The sequence below is a fragment of the Desulfovibrio sp. 7SRBS1 genome (genome assembly GCF_049723905.1).
In the GTDB taxonomy this organism is placed as follows: Bacteria; Desulfobacterota; Desulfovibrionia; order Desulfovibrionales; family Desulfovibrionaceae.
Window position 1 is genome coordinate 319563 of sequence record NZ_JBJKFD010000001.1, and the last position, 14234, is coordinate 333796.

Here is a 14234-nt window from a genome sequence, read left to right on the forward strand (position 1 = left end):
TTTTTATTTATAGCTCTTGCTTGTCTCCAAGCGTTGAAGGAGGGTGGCCGGATTGACAGGCTGGTGGGAATACTTTCCGACCACCCAAGTATATGGAGTCCCCGGAAGAGTTAGGGATCAGGGACTCCATTTTTCTTTCCTGCTAAAGAGCTTCTTCGTAAATGCGGCTGACGTCTTCGTCCCTGGGACAACGGGGGTTGGTCAATCCGCAAGCATCTTTCTGGGCGTTGGCAGTCATAATTGGAATGTCGTTCTTGCTGACCTTCTTGCCGTAGCGCTTGCCCAACTCAATGAGGCCGGTGGGGATGCCAACATCGGCAGAAAGCTGGCTGATGGCATCCAGGCATTTTTCTGCTGCGGCACGATCGCTCAAACCGGTAAGGTCTTCTCCCAGCCAGCGGGCCATATCCGCAAAACGGTCTATTCTGGCTATCATATTGAAGCGCTGGACATGCGGCAGCAGGATGGCATTGCATTCACCGTGCGGCAGATCGTAGAAGCCGCCCAGCTGGTGTGCCATGGCGTGTACGTGGCCCAGACTTGCATTGTTGAATGCCATTCCTGCAAGATATTGTGCATGGCACATGGCATCACGCGCTTCAATATCTTGTCCGTTGGCAACGGCGCGGCGCAGGAATTTAGCAATCAGTTTGATGGCCTTTTCTGCGCAGGCGTCGGTCATGGGGGTGGCGATAGTCGAGACGTATGCTTCAACCGCATGCGTCAAGGCGTCCATACCCGTGGCGGCGGTGAGGGCGGGGGGCATGCCCAGCATAAGAAGCGGATCATCGAGTGCAATGCCCGGAGTGACGCGCCAGTCAACAATAGCCATTTTTACTTTGCGAGACGTATCAGTGATGATGCAGAAGCGGGTCATTTCCGATGCAGTGCCTGCCGTCGTGTTGACTGCAACATACGGGGGCATGGGGTTGGTGGATTTGTCCACTCCTTCGAAGTCATGGATTTTGCCGCCGTTGGCAACAACAAGGCCGATACCTTTTCCGCAGTCGTGCGAACTTCCTCCACCCAGGGTGATGAGTGAGTCGCACTTGTTCTTTTTGTAAATGTCCACGCCGTCATGGACGTTTTTGTCTGTGGGGTTTGGAATCGTTTCGTCGTAAACCACGCAGTTCATATCGTTTTCTTTGAGAAGGGTGACGATTTTTTCTGTAAGGCCGACGGCGGTTATGCCTTTGTCGGTTACGAGCAGAGGCTTTTTACCCCCCAACGCTTTGATTTTTTCCGGAATTTGTTTGTGGGCACCAATACCGATCAGAGTTACGCTCGGAATAAAGAAACCATAAACTTCTTCACGAACTGCCATACTGTTACCATCCTTTTAGCTGAAAGCGTTGTAAGGAAAAAAGACTCTCTGCCGTTTTAGTAGCGACTGAATCTACTTGCTGGTTCCTTAGGCAAAGTTCGGGCCATCCGTGAAAAATAAATAAAAACAGTATGTTATTCTTTTTGTGCTTACGCGGGGTGAGACAGTTGGGGGTTCATTCCAGACCTTTCCGGGGAAAAAATGTCATTTGTGTCAGATTGTTCTGTTAATAATTTGTTATATTATAAATAGTTATAATGCCTGGGTCATTTTGAAACAGATCGAGACGAAAGTGGGTCATTTTTTCCATTTAGAAAAAAAGTAGTGTTTGAGAACGGATAAAAAAAAGCTGGAGCGGGGGGACTTCCGCTCCAGCCAAGGGATACAGGTCCATACCTCCGGGCATGAACCCTCATGTTCAGGCTTTGGTTTAGGCGTGCAGCCCAAAAGCCCGAGCAAGGTGTGTGCGCACCTGATGCGCGCACATTGGATGAATACGCTTCACAACGAGTTCATAGGCAAATGGCGGGCCATAAATTGCGTAAAATGAAAAAAAGCAAATTTGACGGTATTCTGAACGGGAAAAATGAGGCTATAGAAGTAAAGCTTGTGTGTCGTTTTGGGACAGTTTTTAAGGATGGGTGACCCAGGAAAGTTTTATTTAAAGGTTTTATATATAAAAATTAGTTTGTTACGGTATGTGTCATATTGTCCCATTAATATTTTAGTGTTGTATCAAATTGATACAGGCACAGTGTTATGCACAAAATAACATATGAGCAGTTATCATTCATTGTAAAAAAAAATCACCTCATTGTTTGTCCGTAGTTCTTTTTTTATGCTGTGATTTTCTTCTGTCTTTCTTGAAAAATCACTGTCACCACTTTCATTATTGCGTCTTTATCATCAAGTCTTGTAGTTGTTTAATATCAAAAAAAGCCATAAATTTGCATAAATATCATCCATTCCATTGACAAAGATTGAAATGGCGTCCTATTATGTCGCCTATGGCATATGGGTAACTGTCTGTAATTTATATATTTATTCGAATTTTTGTTCGGTTGCTGAGGAGCATCAATTATGATGAAAGTCCTTCCTGTAGAAGAATCGGTCGGAATGATCCTAGGCCACGACATTACGCAGATTGTTCCCGGCATTTGCAAAGGGCCTGCGTTCCGGCGTGGTCATATAGTTTCTTCTGGAGATATTCCGGTATTACTGAACATCGGCAAAGAGCATTTGTATGTGTTCGATCTCGCCGACGGTCTGGTTCACGAAGATGATGCCGCCAAGAGAATCGCCAAGGCAGCGAGCGGGAAGGGTATTGTCTTGAGTGAACCAACTGAAGGGAAGGTTACGCTTACAGCTGAATATGATGGTCTGTTGAAGATCGATACTACGGCATTGTTCCGCCTCAACTCCATAAAAGATATGGCCTTCTGTACCATCCATAACAATCAGACTGTCATCAAGGGGCGGCCCTTGGCGGGAACCCGAATTGTTCCTTTGGTTATCGAGGATGAGTCCATATGTGAAGTTGAAGCCCTTTGTGCCAGCTATTTCCCACTTATTCAGGTCAAGCCATTCATCAGTAAAAAAGTCGGCGTCATCACCACTGGGAGCGAAGTGGCCAAAGGACGTATCAAGGACCGCTTTGGACCTGTTCTGCACAAAAAGTTCGAGAAGCTGGGCAGTACCATCATTGACCAGCTTTTCGTGTCAGATGATGTAGAGAAAACGGTTGCCGCCATTCACAGCTTAAAAGCCGCCGGGGCGGAAGTGATAGTGCTGACCGGTGGCATGTCCGTTGATCCTGATGATCAGACGCCGACATCCATTCGTGCCTCTGGTGCACGGGAAGTTATTTACGGTTCTCCCACATTTCCGGGAGCCATGTTCATGCTTGCTTACCTGGGAGACATCCCCGTGTTGGGGCTTCCAGGATGTGTAATGTATTATAATGCCAGTATTTTCGACCTTGTAGTGCCGCGCATTCTGGCGGACGAGGATGTTACCAGGGACGATATCGTCGCCCTGGGGCACGGAGGCTTTTGTGAAGGCTGCTCCACGTGCCGCTATCCGGCCTGCGGGTTTGGAAAAGGAGTTTGAGGACCTCTGTGATTTCCAAAGACATTAATGAAGGTGATAAACTTTTAGTTGTCTGAAGACCCTGAGGAGGGAACAGTAGATGATCAAACGAGATGTTATTGTCAACGGTGTGGCGCGTAAGCTGATTGTCGACAAAGACGCTCGGCTGTCCACGGTACTGCGTGACCAGCTTGGCCTGACAGGTGTCAAAGTTGGTTGTGCGGAAGGGCATTGTGGAGCGTGTAGCGTTATTTTGGACGGAAAACTTGTGCGTTCCTGCGTGACGAAAGTCTCGCGTATCAAAGAGGGTTCCAAAATCTTAACGATTGAAGGTATCGGGACTCCAGACAACCTGCATCCCATCCAGATGGCCTGGATCGCCCACGGCGGCGCACAGTGCGGTTTCTGCACCCCCGGATTCATCGTTTCGGTAAAGGCTCTGCTGGATTCCAATCCCAGCCCCACCCGCGATGATATCCGCGATTGGTTCCAGAAGCACCGTAATGCTTGCCGTTGCACAGGCTACAAGCAGCTTGTTGACGCCACGCTCGATGCCGCCAAGGTATTGCGCGGCGAAATGACCATGGATGAGCTGGCTTTCAAGATCCCCGAAGACGGCCGTATCTGGGGAACGAAATTCCCCCGTCCTTCGGCTGTTGCCAAGGTTACCGGTACGCTGGATTACGGCGCCGACCTCGGCCTGAAACTTCCTCCCAACACACTTCGTATCGCCCTGGTGCAGGCAGAGATCTCTCACGCCAAGATTCTGTCCATCGATACTTCCGAAGCCGAAAAGATGCCCGGTGTGTTCAAGGTTATCACTCACAAGGACATCAAGGGCAAAAACCGCATCACAGGTCTGATTACCTTCCCCACCAACAAGGGTGACGGTTGGGAACGGCCGATCCTTTGTGATGAAAAGGTCTTCCAGTTCGGTGACGCCATTGCCATGGTCTGCGCCGATACGGATGAGCAGGCCAAAGCTGCGGCTGCCAAGGTCAAGGTGGAGCTTGAACAGCTTCCCGAATACATGAGCGCTCCGGCCGCCATGGCTGACGATGCCATTGAAATTCATCCCGGAACACCGAACATTTATTATGAACTGCGGGTTGCCAAGGGTGAAGAAACAGAACCCATCTTCTCCGATGGCGATATGGTTGTTGCCGAAGGCGATTACTACGTTGGCCGCCAGCCCCATATGCCCATCGAACCGGACGTAGGCTTTGCCTATTACAACGACGATGGCAAACTGGTTATCCACTCCAAGTCCATCGGCCTGCACCTGCACCTGTACATGATCGCTCCTGGCATGGGCATCGAACCTGAAAACGTCATCATGGTGCAGAACCCTGCCGGTGGTACGTTCGGTTACAAGTTCAGCCCCACCATGGAAGCCTTGATCGGTTCTGCCGCCATGATAACAGGACGCCCCTGTTATCTGGGCTACAACTGGTTCCAGCAGCAGACCTACACTGGCAAGCGTTCGCCATTCTTTATGAACGTTCGCATGGCTGCTACCAAGGACGGTGTTCTCAAGGGCATGGAAACCGACTGGACGTGTGACCACGGTCCTTACTCGGAATTCGGCGACCTGCTTACTCTCCGTGGCGCTCAGTTCATTGGTGCCGGTTACGACATCCCCAACATCCGTGGTAACGGCCGTACGGTATGCACCAACCACGCCTGGGGTTCCGCTTTCCGTGGTTATGGTTCGCCGCAGTCCGAGTTCGCCTCGGAAGTGCTGATTGATGAACTGGCTGAAAAGCTGGGCATGGATCCGCTGGAACTGCGCCTGAAGAACGCCTACCGCAAGGGAAGCACCACACCTACAGGACAGGACCCGGAAGTCTACAGCCTGCCCGAAATGCTCGAGCTGCTGAAGCCCAAGTATGAAGAGGCCAAGGCCAAAGCTGCGAAGAATTCCACTGCGGAAGTCAAACGCGGCGTGGGCATCTCTCTTGGCGTGTACGGCAGCGGTCTGGACGGCCCGGACACCGCCGAAGCAGATATTGAACTGCATGAGGATAACACCGTAACCGTGTACGCCACCTGGCACGACCACGGGCAGGGCGGCGACATGGGAACACTTTCCATGGCGCACGAAACTCTTCGTCCCCTGGGATTGAAGCCCGAGCAGATTCATCTGGTTCTCAACGATACCCAGTTCTGCCCCAACGGCGGTCCCGCTGGCGGCAGCCGCTCGCAGGTTATGGTTGGTCAGGGTATCAAGACTGCCTGTGAAATGCTTCTTGACGGTCTGCGCAAGGACGACGGCACCTACCGTACCTACGAAGAAATGGTCGCTGAAAAGCGTGCGACAAAATACAACGGCAAATGGACAGCCCCGGCCACGGATTGCGATGAAAACAGCCAGGGCAGCCCCTTCTGCTGCTACATGTATGGTATCTTCATGGCCGAAGTTGCAGTGGAACTTGCCACAGGCAAGACCACGGTAGAAAAGATGACCCTCGTGGCCGATATCGGTACGATCTCCAACAAGCTGATTGTTGATGGACAGGTCTACGGTGGGTTGGCACAGGGCATTGGCCTGGCACTTACCGAAGATTACGAAGACATCATGAAGCACTCCACCATGCGTGGTGCCGGCTTCCCCATGATCAAGGACATTCCGGACGACATGGAAATCATCTATGTTGAAACGCCGCGTCCCGACGGTCCTCACGGCGCATCCGGCGTGGGCGAACTGCCTCTGACCTGCCCGCATGCTGCTGTTATCAATGCCATTTACAATGCATCTGGCGTACGCATTCGTCATTTGCCCGCATTGCCCGAAAAGGTTTTGGCCGAACTGAACAAGTAGGTTTAAATCCACACGGTAGAAACAACAAGGCCGCCTTCCTTAAGGAAGGCGGCCTTTATTATGTTGTCAGAGCCCGGGAAATTGTCTGGTTAGATACGTTTTCCGCTTTGGGGATCAAAGTACGATGTATAGGTCGTATCCATGGCGAAACGGAAAGTTTGTCCGGCTGCTATGGGAGTGTCGGCCTTGAGGCGGGCCATGAACTCACAGCCTCCCAACTGCGTCAGTGCGTAAGTGTCGGCACCGGCAGGATCAACCATCTCGACCACTCGTTCGAAATATTGCATGTCCCTGTGTTCATGGCTTCGGGCATCGTGAACAGCCTCGGGTCGCACACCGAAGATGACGGGACGCTGCTCTGCTCCTCCCAGTCCCACCGGAGGTGTACGGTCTTCAAGGTTGATGATTTTCCCGTCTTCGCAGGTGATGCTTATGTGAGCCGTTCCGTCCGTCATGGTTACCGTGCTCGGGACGAGGTTCATGGAGGGCGACCCCATGAAATCGGCCACAAAGGTATTGGCAGGGTGGTTGTACAGCTCGTCTGGGGTACCTATCTGCTGTACTATGCCTTCGCTCAGCACCACGATGCGTGTCGCGAGAGTCATTGCTTCGATCTGATCATGCGTCACATAAACGATGGACGCATTCATGTTGCGGTGCAGGCGTTTGATCTCGGCACGCATGGAGACGCGCAGCTTGGCGTCCAGGTTGGAAAGCGGTTCGTCAAAAAGAAAAATGCGCGGCTGCCTGACCAAGGCACGGGCCATGGCAACACGTTGGCGTTGGCCGCCGGAAAGCTGTCCGGGACGGCGGTCGAGCAGATGGAAAATCTTGAGTTGCTCGGCTACCCGCTCCACCCGTTTTTTCTGTTCGGCTTTAGGGACCTTGCGGACCTTCATGCCAAAGGTAATGTTGCCGAGTACGGTCATGGTCGGAAACAGAGCGTAGGACTGGAAAACCATCGAAATATCGCGGTTGCTGGGCTTGATAAAGGTCATGTCCTTGCCGCCTATGAATATGCGGCCAGACGTCACCTCGGTAAGCCCCGCAATACAGGAGAGCAATGTGGACTTGCCCGATCCGGAAGGGCCGACCAGCACGAGAAATTCGCCATCCTCCATGGTCAGGTCGATGTCGCGCAGAATCGTGGTGTTTCCATAGGCCTTGCCCAGAGCCTGTGTTGTCAGTACCGGTTCCATGGTCATTCTGCCTCTTTCTCGTAGTTTGCCAGCATTTGCCCGAGTTCCCTCGCGTCGGGGTAGCGACGCGGAAAGCTGTTTACCGCCGTTGATGCTGTTAGCACGCCGCAGCGCAGGGCGTGCTCAAGTTGTGCGGCCTGATTGTCGCAGGTCAGCAGACCGTACAGATACCCGCCGTTGAACCCATCTCCCGCACCAATGGTGTCGAAAGGCTCAATGACAGGAGCTGCCGCCGTGTAGAATTGCGAGCCGTGTTGAACCATGGCTCCATTGCCGCCGCATTTGATAATGACGCTGCATCCCTGCGGGAGAAGGTCTGCAAGCTCCCGGCATGCCCGTTCCGGGGTGGAATATCCGGTCAGGGCCTCGGCTTCTTTGTCATTGATAAGAATATGTTTGCAACGTTCGAACCACCCCATAACCCTGGTTCGCAACGCATCATCCCATCCTCCGTCCGGCCAGCCCGGATCAATAGCCATGTCGTAGCCGTGTTCCGCCAGCTTTTCCATGAGTCTGTCATACTCGGGAATAAGGGGAGGGCTGAGAAATACCCCGGACAGCAGGGCAATGCCACCACCTTCCGGAACTTCCTCCAAACCGGCCAGGATGTGTGAGGTGGAAAATTCCTTCAAATGGCCGGTGGTGGTCATGAAGGTTCTTTCTTTGTCCGTGTGTACGATGCCGACCGATATGGTTGTGGGGGCTTCGATGATTTCCCACGGACGTCCTTCCATACCAAATGTCTGCCGCAACCAGCGTCCGTTGTAATCGTTCCCCACTGCGGAAATGAGCCTGTAGGGAAACTTCAGGGCATTGAGCGCAAGCGCTGTATTGCCTGCCGATCCCCCAGGGCGCAAATCGCTGAGTGGGTAGATGGTTTCAGTTCCCGGTTCGGGCCAGTGTTCCATGGGGCCTATTATCAGGTCGCCCTGGGTGTTGCCGATGACGAGAAGGTTTTTATGGGGCTTCAGACTCAAATAGGTCTCCTACTCGCCGTTGGTCACTTTGTTGGAACGAACAGGGCAGCCGACGTCCGGCACCATGACGGATGCGGTCTTCACCAGGACGGATTGTGCGGTAACAAGCGCGGCTGCGGCTCCTGCCAGCCCTCTGTAGCCGGGCAGGGGGATGCGGATGCAGCCGCGCAGATCGTCTTTGTTCGTAAGATCAAAAACAACAGGCTTGAGTCCGGCTCCGACACAAGTTTCGGCGATACGCCGTATGGAGTTGGATGTATCTTCCACAGGACGAAACAATACAATGCCTATGCCCGGCTTGAGCATTTCACACGGACCGTGCAGAAATTGGCCACCTTCGAGAGAAAATGCCGGAATCCGGGCCAGCTCCATAAGGCAGAGGGCTCCTGCATCGGCCACGCCTTGCATGATGTTGCGGCTGGAGAAAACAACACACGAACTGGAGGCAATTTCCTTTTCCGCGTCCTTTGCTGCAGGATCAGGACATTCCACAGGAACCGGGTTGCTCAGAACTTTTTCCAGCTCATCCTGAGTTATTCCCAACTCGCGGAGTACAGCGGCATGCAGAGCCAGCGTAACGAGCAGGCTGCGGGTAGCCGCAAAGCCTACTTCCATACCACCTGCTCCGATAAGGCTGGGAACCCTGTTTCCCAGTGCGCTTTTGGGGTTCAGGGTCAGGCCGAATGTGCGTCCTGGCGTGTGCATCTCGTCGAGAAATTTTATAATCTCACCGGATTCTCCGGATTGGGAGGTCAGCAGCACGGTTCTGCCGCCACGCGGAAGGGGAGCGCGTAAGTATTCAGACACAGGCTGGGCTGTCGCGTCTATGCTCGCCTTACGAAAGATCGGTTCCACGATTCGGTTGGCCCAGTGGGACGCGCCCATACCGAGCAGGAGCAGCCGTGGGGCTGTTTTCAGACTCTGCGCAATTTCCTTGGCAACGGGAGTGGCTTGGCGAAAGGAGTCCAGGGCGTCCTGATGTTGCCGGGACATTTCAAAGTGCAATTTTTCCAGGCCGCTGGCCTTTGCGGGATCAAAATTTGTGTTCATGCCGTTTATCCTTTGACACTGCCTGCGGCCAGTCCCTGTACCAGATGACGTTGGAAAAAGACGGCCAGAAACGTGGGGGGCAGGGAAGCCAGAACACCCACCGAGGCTATCAGACCATAGTCCGTGACCCTGCCGGCTGCGAAGTCGGCAATGGCTACGGGAAGGGTTTTACCGCGCAGGTCGCTGTTGAAGATCAGTGAATAGAAAAATTCGTCCCAGGCTATGAGAAAGGAGAGCATGGCCGCGGCCATGAGCACCGGGCGGATCATGGGCAGTACCACGCTGACGAGCGTCCGCATTGTGCCCGCTCCTTCCACTGTGGCGGCGTGTTCCACTTCCACAGGCAGGACGTCCAGGTTGCTTTTGATGAGCCAGGTGGCAAAGGGAAGCAACATGGTGCAGTACACCGCAATGAGCGTGACCGGGTTGTTGAGCATGCCGATATCGCTGAAGAGCGTATACAGGGGCAACACATATGTGATGGGTGGCATCATGTAGGTTGCCAGCAGCAGAAACAGCAGGGCCATGGGGCCATTTCGTCTGGAAAAGGCATAGGCTGCGGGAATTGCCGCCACCAGTGCCAGCAGGGTGGAACCAAAGGCTGCAATGAGGCTGTTGCGCAAAGCCATGAGAAAGGGATTCTCGGTAATGTAGCCCGTCATGTCCAGAAGCTGCGCATACTTTGAAAAATCCCAATGTTTGGGAATCCAGGGCAGGGGGACGGTAATAAGATCCTGGGAACTGGAAACGCTCATCAAAACCAACCAGGCTATGGGCGCTAGCGTCACCATAAGTATCAGCCCCGCGCTGCAATAGATGAGCAAGGATTGCCAGAAGGGACGTCGCATTATCTGACAGCCTCCTGTTTTTTGACCACTCCGAAATATAAGCCGATCATAAGCGCACTGATGACTGCGATGATAACTGCATAGGACGCTCCGCTTCCTGAACGCAGATAGGAGAAATATTCCTGATAGACGTAAAAGCTGGCGGTCTTGGTGGTGTCGGCTGGCCCGCCTCGGGTCATAACGTAGACGATATCGAAAACGCGGAAGGCCTCAATGGTGCGTAGTATGATTACCACCAGCAACGGTCCGGCAATGCCGGGCAGGGTAATGTAGCGGAAGCGGTGCCAAGCCCCGGCAGCTTCCACACGTGCGGCGTCGTACAGTTCGCGGGGGATGGTCTGTAGGGCCGCCAGAATGACAAAAGCTATCAGCGGGTAGTTTTTCCAGACATCGGCCATGATGACCATATTCATGGCACTGTCGGGATCGCCCAGCCAGGATTTGTAGTGATGGATAAAGCCAAGCTGGTACAGGAACGCGTTGAAGCTGCCGTAGTCCGGATGAAAAATAAGACGCCACATCATGGCGTTGACGATGTTGGGCACGGCCCAGGGAAGAATTATTAGGGTGCGCAGTATGGTGCGTCCCTTGAACTCAAGGTTGAGGAACATGGCCACGCCGAGTCCCAACAGGGTTTCCAGCCCAACAGAAACGAATGTGAAATAGAAGGTACGCCAAAGTGCGTCTCTGAAATCCGGGTCCGTGAGGGCGTAGATATAGTTTTCCAGCCCAATCCACTTTACCGGGGTGTCCAGGGCCGTGATTTCGGCATTGGTAAAGCTGAATACAATGGTGCGGAAAAGGGGAATAAACGTGACGATGGCCATGATGACGAGGGCTGGCGCCAAAAGCGCCGTAGTCTCGCTATGTTGTCGCCAGCCCTTCATCATAATCGTATCTCTCTGTGATTAGCGATGGTGTTCTTTTTTACCCGTTTGGCCTCGTGTCGCGCCCGTTAAATCCGCATCATTACATACGCGGCAAAACGAGCGGCACGTCACATGGGTGCATGGCCCACCATGCACCGCCAAAGGCGGTGTGAGCGAACCTGAAAACCGTGTTTTTCAGGTCGCGGTCCTCCGCAAAATACGTTTACGTATTTTGCGGACGTCACACTAACGAAGGCGGCGGGCACGCTGCACGGCATTGTCCATGGCTTCGGCGGGCGTCGACTTGCCCAGCAAAGCTTCATGGATGTAGCGTTGCAGGATGTTGGACAGTTCGGTGTAAAAAGGAACGGCCGGACGCGGGTACATGACGGACAAGGCCTTATCGGCTGCAGCCACCAAGGATTCCTGTCCGTTGGTCACGGCGGGATCGCTGTAGGAAGATTTCCAGATGGGCAGGCTCAGGCGAGCATACTTGTTCTGGACCTTCTGGGAGGTCAGGTAGGTGATGTACTTCCAGGCTTCGTCCTTATGCGCGCTGTTGCCGGGAATCCCCAACCCCATGGAACCGTTCACAGCGGAGGCCTTGGTCTTGCCTTCCACACCGGGGGCAGGGGCAACACCGGCCTTGCCAGCGATTTTACTTTCCTTGGGATCGTTGGCCAGGGCAAACATGTAGGTCCAGTTCAGGGCAAAGGCTGCTTCGCCATTGGAGAATACGCGGCGTACGTCTTCTTCCAGGTATTCACGGGAGCTCGGATTGGTCAGGCCCTTATCCAGACTGTCCACCATGAATTTAACGGCATCGAGAGCACCGCCCTGGTTGAATACGGGCTTGCCGTTGTCGTAAAATTTACCGGCATAGGCACCGACCAAGGTCGTGTAGTCGCAGATGACTGCTTCGGCCTGGCCCCAGCTCCAAACGATGGGGAACTCAGCCAGTCCCTTGTCCTTGATGACCTTGGCCTGCTTCAGGAGTTCGCTCCATGTGGCGGGAGGTGTGTCGAATCCGGCCTTTTTGAGCATTTCCTTGTTGTAGAACAGGTATTTGGTGTCCAGAATCCAGGGCATGCCGTACTTATGGTCGTTATAAGTAACAGTGGTCCAGGCGCCGTCGAAAATTTGATTTTGCAGGGAAGGATCAATCCGGTCGGTTACGTCCACGAGAAAACCGCGTTTGGCAAATTCGGCAGGCCAAACAACGTCGAAAAGAACCACGTCGTATCCACGGTCGCCAGCTCCTTTGGCCGCTACGATTTTATCGTGCAGGGCTTCGTAAGGGACGAATTCTGTGTTGACTTTGATACCGGGGTTGGCTGCTTCGAAGTCGGCAGTCATAGCCTTGACGTTGTCTTCGCTATAGGCGGCCTGACTCATGAAAAGGGCGTTGAGGGTTGTTTGCGCCATAACTGCGGATGCCGACAAAAGCATCACGGCCGCGGACAGGAAAATTGACAGAAAACCTTTGCAACGCATTGCGCACCTCCTGGGGTGTTTACAAAGCCTTGGCAGACAACTTTACGTTTATTTCATTTCCGCGTTCGGCCTCCGATGACGCACAAATAAAATTTGTCCTACAAATAGCATAAGTTGCCAGCCTAATCACGACTGTAATTTGGAGTCTCACAAGTATCTGAGTTGTAACGGCAGCTCTTTTTTTTGTCAAATTGATTTAAAAAAAGAAAACCTTTAAATACAGTCTTATGAGCACTTCTACTCCATCCCCGAGCCTGGCTTTGAACTCCATCAGGACTACGGGAACCAACTTGGAAAGAGCCAAGACACACAACCACCGGGTCGTTTTGGATGTCATTCGGCGGCGTGGTCCTCTTTCCAGGGCAGACATTGCCAGAATCACACTCCTTTCCCGCCAGACTATTCAGAATATTGTGGCGGAGCTGCATGAGATTGGGCTTGTGCGCATGGGCAAGGCCGTTGATCCCGAAAAAAACAGAGGTCGGGGACACCCGGGGGTGATGATCAGTTTTTGTCCGGAAAGCGGGTATAGCCTGGGGATACACCTGGACCCGTTTTCACTGGTGGCGGTGCTCACCGACATGGGAGGGAATATCGTCTGGAGCGAGCTGCATGACGTGGTCTATCCGGCCCCCAAGGATACAGTGAAAATTTTATCCAATATATTGGACGAGCTTCGGAAGACCATGCCGGAGAAGGCGGAAAAGCTCATGGGGATCGGGCTGGCAATGCCCGGGCCCTTCAACGTCGCGGGCATCTCCTCCGTGGGACCGACCACACTGCCCAAGTGGACCGATATTCATACCGTGGAGTGGATGGAAGAGAAACTTGGGGTGCCGGTTGTGGTGGAAAACGATGCCTCGGCCGCCTGCGTGGGGGAAAGCCTGTTTGGCAGGGGGCATGCTTTTGAGAACTTTGCATATATTTATTTCGGCCTCGGGCTGGGAGCCGGAGTGTACTGCAACGGCAGTCTTTACCGGGGAAAAGGCCGTAATGCCGGGGAAATAGGGCATATGGTTGTGGAACCCGGCGGTCGTCCGTGTCCCTGCGGAAACCAAGGGTGTCTGGAACGATATGTCTCCCTTCAGGCAATTTACGATGCCCTTGGTATTCTCAAGCCGGACCGGACATCGATTGACTTGGTAGGCAAGCTCTTTCTGAAAAATGATCCACGTATCCAGAAATGGATGGAAAGCGCCATTCCCCGTTTGCGGCAGGCCGTGAATATTCTCGAATCAGTCCTGGACCCGGAAAATATCATTCTTGGCGGGTTGTTGCCGCAGAATGTGCTTAATGCCATGCACGAAGCGCTGTGTCCGTTGTACGGTTCGGTTTCAAGCTGTGGCATGAATGATAACAATGGGAAGAACTGCGACCAACGCGTGTCTCGCGTTTTGGTGGGTACATCCGGGCCGGAAACAACGGCGCGGGGCGCTGCGGCTTTAAGCGTATATGCCCGGATCGGTCCACAGATGGATATGCTGCTCAAAAAGCAGGCATAGAATCGGGGAAGGAAATTTTTTGTGAAATAAGACCGTTGGCGGCGGACGCTTTGGGGAGCGTC

The 14234-nt window shown here is 53.2% G+C and carries 10 protein-coding genes; 3 read left to right on the forward strand and 7 right to left on the reverse strand.

The features are described 5' to 3' along the window. Positions 1 to 142: 142 nt before the first annotated feature. Positions 143 to 1324, reverse strand: coding sequence for an iron-containing alcohol dehydrogenase (locus ACI0FJ_RS01550; RefSeq protein WP_424298112.1), 1182 nt, complete (start codon positions 1322 to 1324; stop codon positions 143 to 145). Between the two features lie 1083 nt (positions 1325 to 2407). Between ACI0FJ_RS01550 and ACI0FJ_RS01555 the strand changes: the two genes are divergently transcribed. Together ACI0FJ_RS01555 and ACI0FJ_RS01560 are read left to right on the forward strand one after the other, a co-directional pair. Next, on the forward strand, positions 2408 to 3433 hold the full coding sequence (locus ACI0FJ_RS01555; RefSeq protein WP_424306442.1) for a molybdopterin-binding protein: 1026 nt from the start codon (positions 2408 to 2410) through the stop codon (positions 3431 to 3433). A 79-nt stretch (positions 3434 to 3512) separates the two neighbouring features. After that, positions 3513 to 6233 carry a molybdopterin-dependent aldehyde oxidoreductase gene (locus ACI0FJ_RS01560; protein WP_424298113.1) on the forward strand — a complete coding sequence of 907 codons (2721 nt, stop codon included), beginning with the start codon at positions 3513 to 3515 and terminating at the stop codon, positions 6231 to 6233. Between the two features lie 89 nt (positions 6234 to 6322). On the opposite strand, the gene ACI0FJ_RS01565 is transcribed toward ACI0FJ_RS01560, so the two are convergent. The 6 genes from ACI0FJ_RS01565 to ACI0FJ_RS01590 all read right to left on the reverse strand — a co-directional run bounded on the left by ACI0FJ_RS01565 (position 6323) and on the right by ACI0FJ_RS01590 (position 12670). Beyond that, positions 6323 to 7438, reverse strand: a complete 1116-nt coding sequence (locus ACI0FJ_RS01565) for an ABC transporter ATP-binding protein (RefSeq protein ID WP_424298115.1) — start codon at positions 7436 to 7438, stop codon at positions 6323 to 6325. Next, a complete protein-coding gene (locus ACI0FJ_RS01570; RefSeq protein ID WP_424298117.1) occupies positions 7435 to 8409 on the reverse strand; it encodes a carbohydrate kinase family protein in 975 nt (324 codons plus the stop codon). The genes ACI0FJ_RS01565 and ACI0FJ_RS01570 overlap by 4 nt, the downstream gene beginning before the upstream one ends. Before the next feature lie 9 nt (positions 8410 to 8418). Continuing rightward, a complete protein-coding gene (locus ACI0FJ_RS01575; RefSeq protein WP_424298119.1) occupies positions 8419 to 9459 on the reverse strand; it encodes an SIS domain-containing protein in 1041 nt (346 codons plus the stop codon). Between the two features lie 5 nt (positions 9460 to 9464). Beyond that, positions 9465 to 10307 carry a carbohydrate ABC transporter permease gene (locus ACI0FJ_RS01580; protein ID WP_424298121.1) on the reverse strand — a complete coding sequence of 281 codons (843 nt, stop codon included), beginning with the start codon at positions 10305 to 10307 and terminating at the stop codon, positions 9465 to 9467. Beyond that, on the reverse strand, positions 10307 to 11197 hold the full coding sequence (locus ACI0FJ_RS01585; protein ID WP_424298123.1) for a carbohydrate ABC transporter permease: 891 nt from the start codon (positions 11195 to 11197) through the stop codon (positions 10307 to 10309). The genes ACI0FJ_RS01580 and ACI0FJ_RS01585 overlap by 1 nt, the downstream gene beginning before the upstream one ends. A 225-nt stretch (positions 11198 to 11422) precedes the next feature. Next, positions 11423 to 12670, reverse strand: a complete 1248-nt coding sequence (locus ACI0FJ_RS01590) for an extracellular solute-binding protein (RefSeq protein WP_424298125.1) — start codon at positions 12668 to 12670, stop codon at positions 11423 to 11425. A gap of 260 nt (positions 12671 to 12930) precedes the next feature. Between ACI0FJ_RS01590 and ACI0FJ_RS01595 the strand changes: the two genes are divergently transcribed. Beyond that, a complete protein-coding gene (locus ACI0FJ_RS01595; protein WP_424298127.1) occupies positions 12931 to 14172 on the forward strand; it encodes an ROK family transcriptional regulator in 1242 nt (413 codons plus the stop codon). Positions 14173 to 14234: the final 62 nt, after the last annotated feature.

What these genes read in the sequence shown, in the direction of transcription:
- ACI0FJ_RS01550 (WP_424298112.1), bottom strand. Translation starts at nt 1,324, where the DNA reads ATGGCAGTTCGTGAAGAAGTTTATGGTTTCTTTATTCCGAGCGTAACT.
- ACI0FJ_RS01555 (WP_424306442.1), top strand. Translation starts at nt 2,408, where the DNA reads ATGAAAGTCCTTCCTGTAGAAGAATCGGTCGGAATGATCCTAGGCCAC.
- ACI0FJ_RS01560 (WP_424298113.1), top strand. Translation starts at nt 3,513, where the DNA reads ATGATCAAACGAGATGTTATTGTCAACGGTGTGGCGCGTAAGCTGATT.
- ACI0FJ_RS01565 (WP_424298115.1), bottom strand. Translation starts at nt 7,438, where the DNA reads ATGACCATGGAACCGGTACTGACAACACAGGCTCTGGGCAAGGCCTAT.
- ACI0FJ_RS01575 (WP_424298119.1), bottom strand. Translation starts at nt 9,459, where the DNA reads ATGAACACAAATTTTGATCCCGCAAAGGCCAGCGGCCTGGAAAAATTG.
- ACI0FJ_RS01580 (WP_424298121.1), bottom strand. Translation starts at nt 10,307, where the DNA reads ATGCGACGTCCCTTCTGGCAATCCTTGCTCATCTATTGCAGCGCGGGG.
- ACI0FJ_RS01585 (WP_424298123.1), bottom strand. Translation starts at nt 11,197, where the DNA reads ATGATGAAGGGCTGGCGACAACATAGCGAGACTACGGCGCTTTTGGCG.
- ACI0FJ_RS01590 (WP_424298125.1), bottom strand. Translation starts at nt 12,670, where the DNA reads ATGCGTTGCAAAGGTTTTCTGTCAATTTTCCTGTCCGCGGCCGTGATG.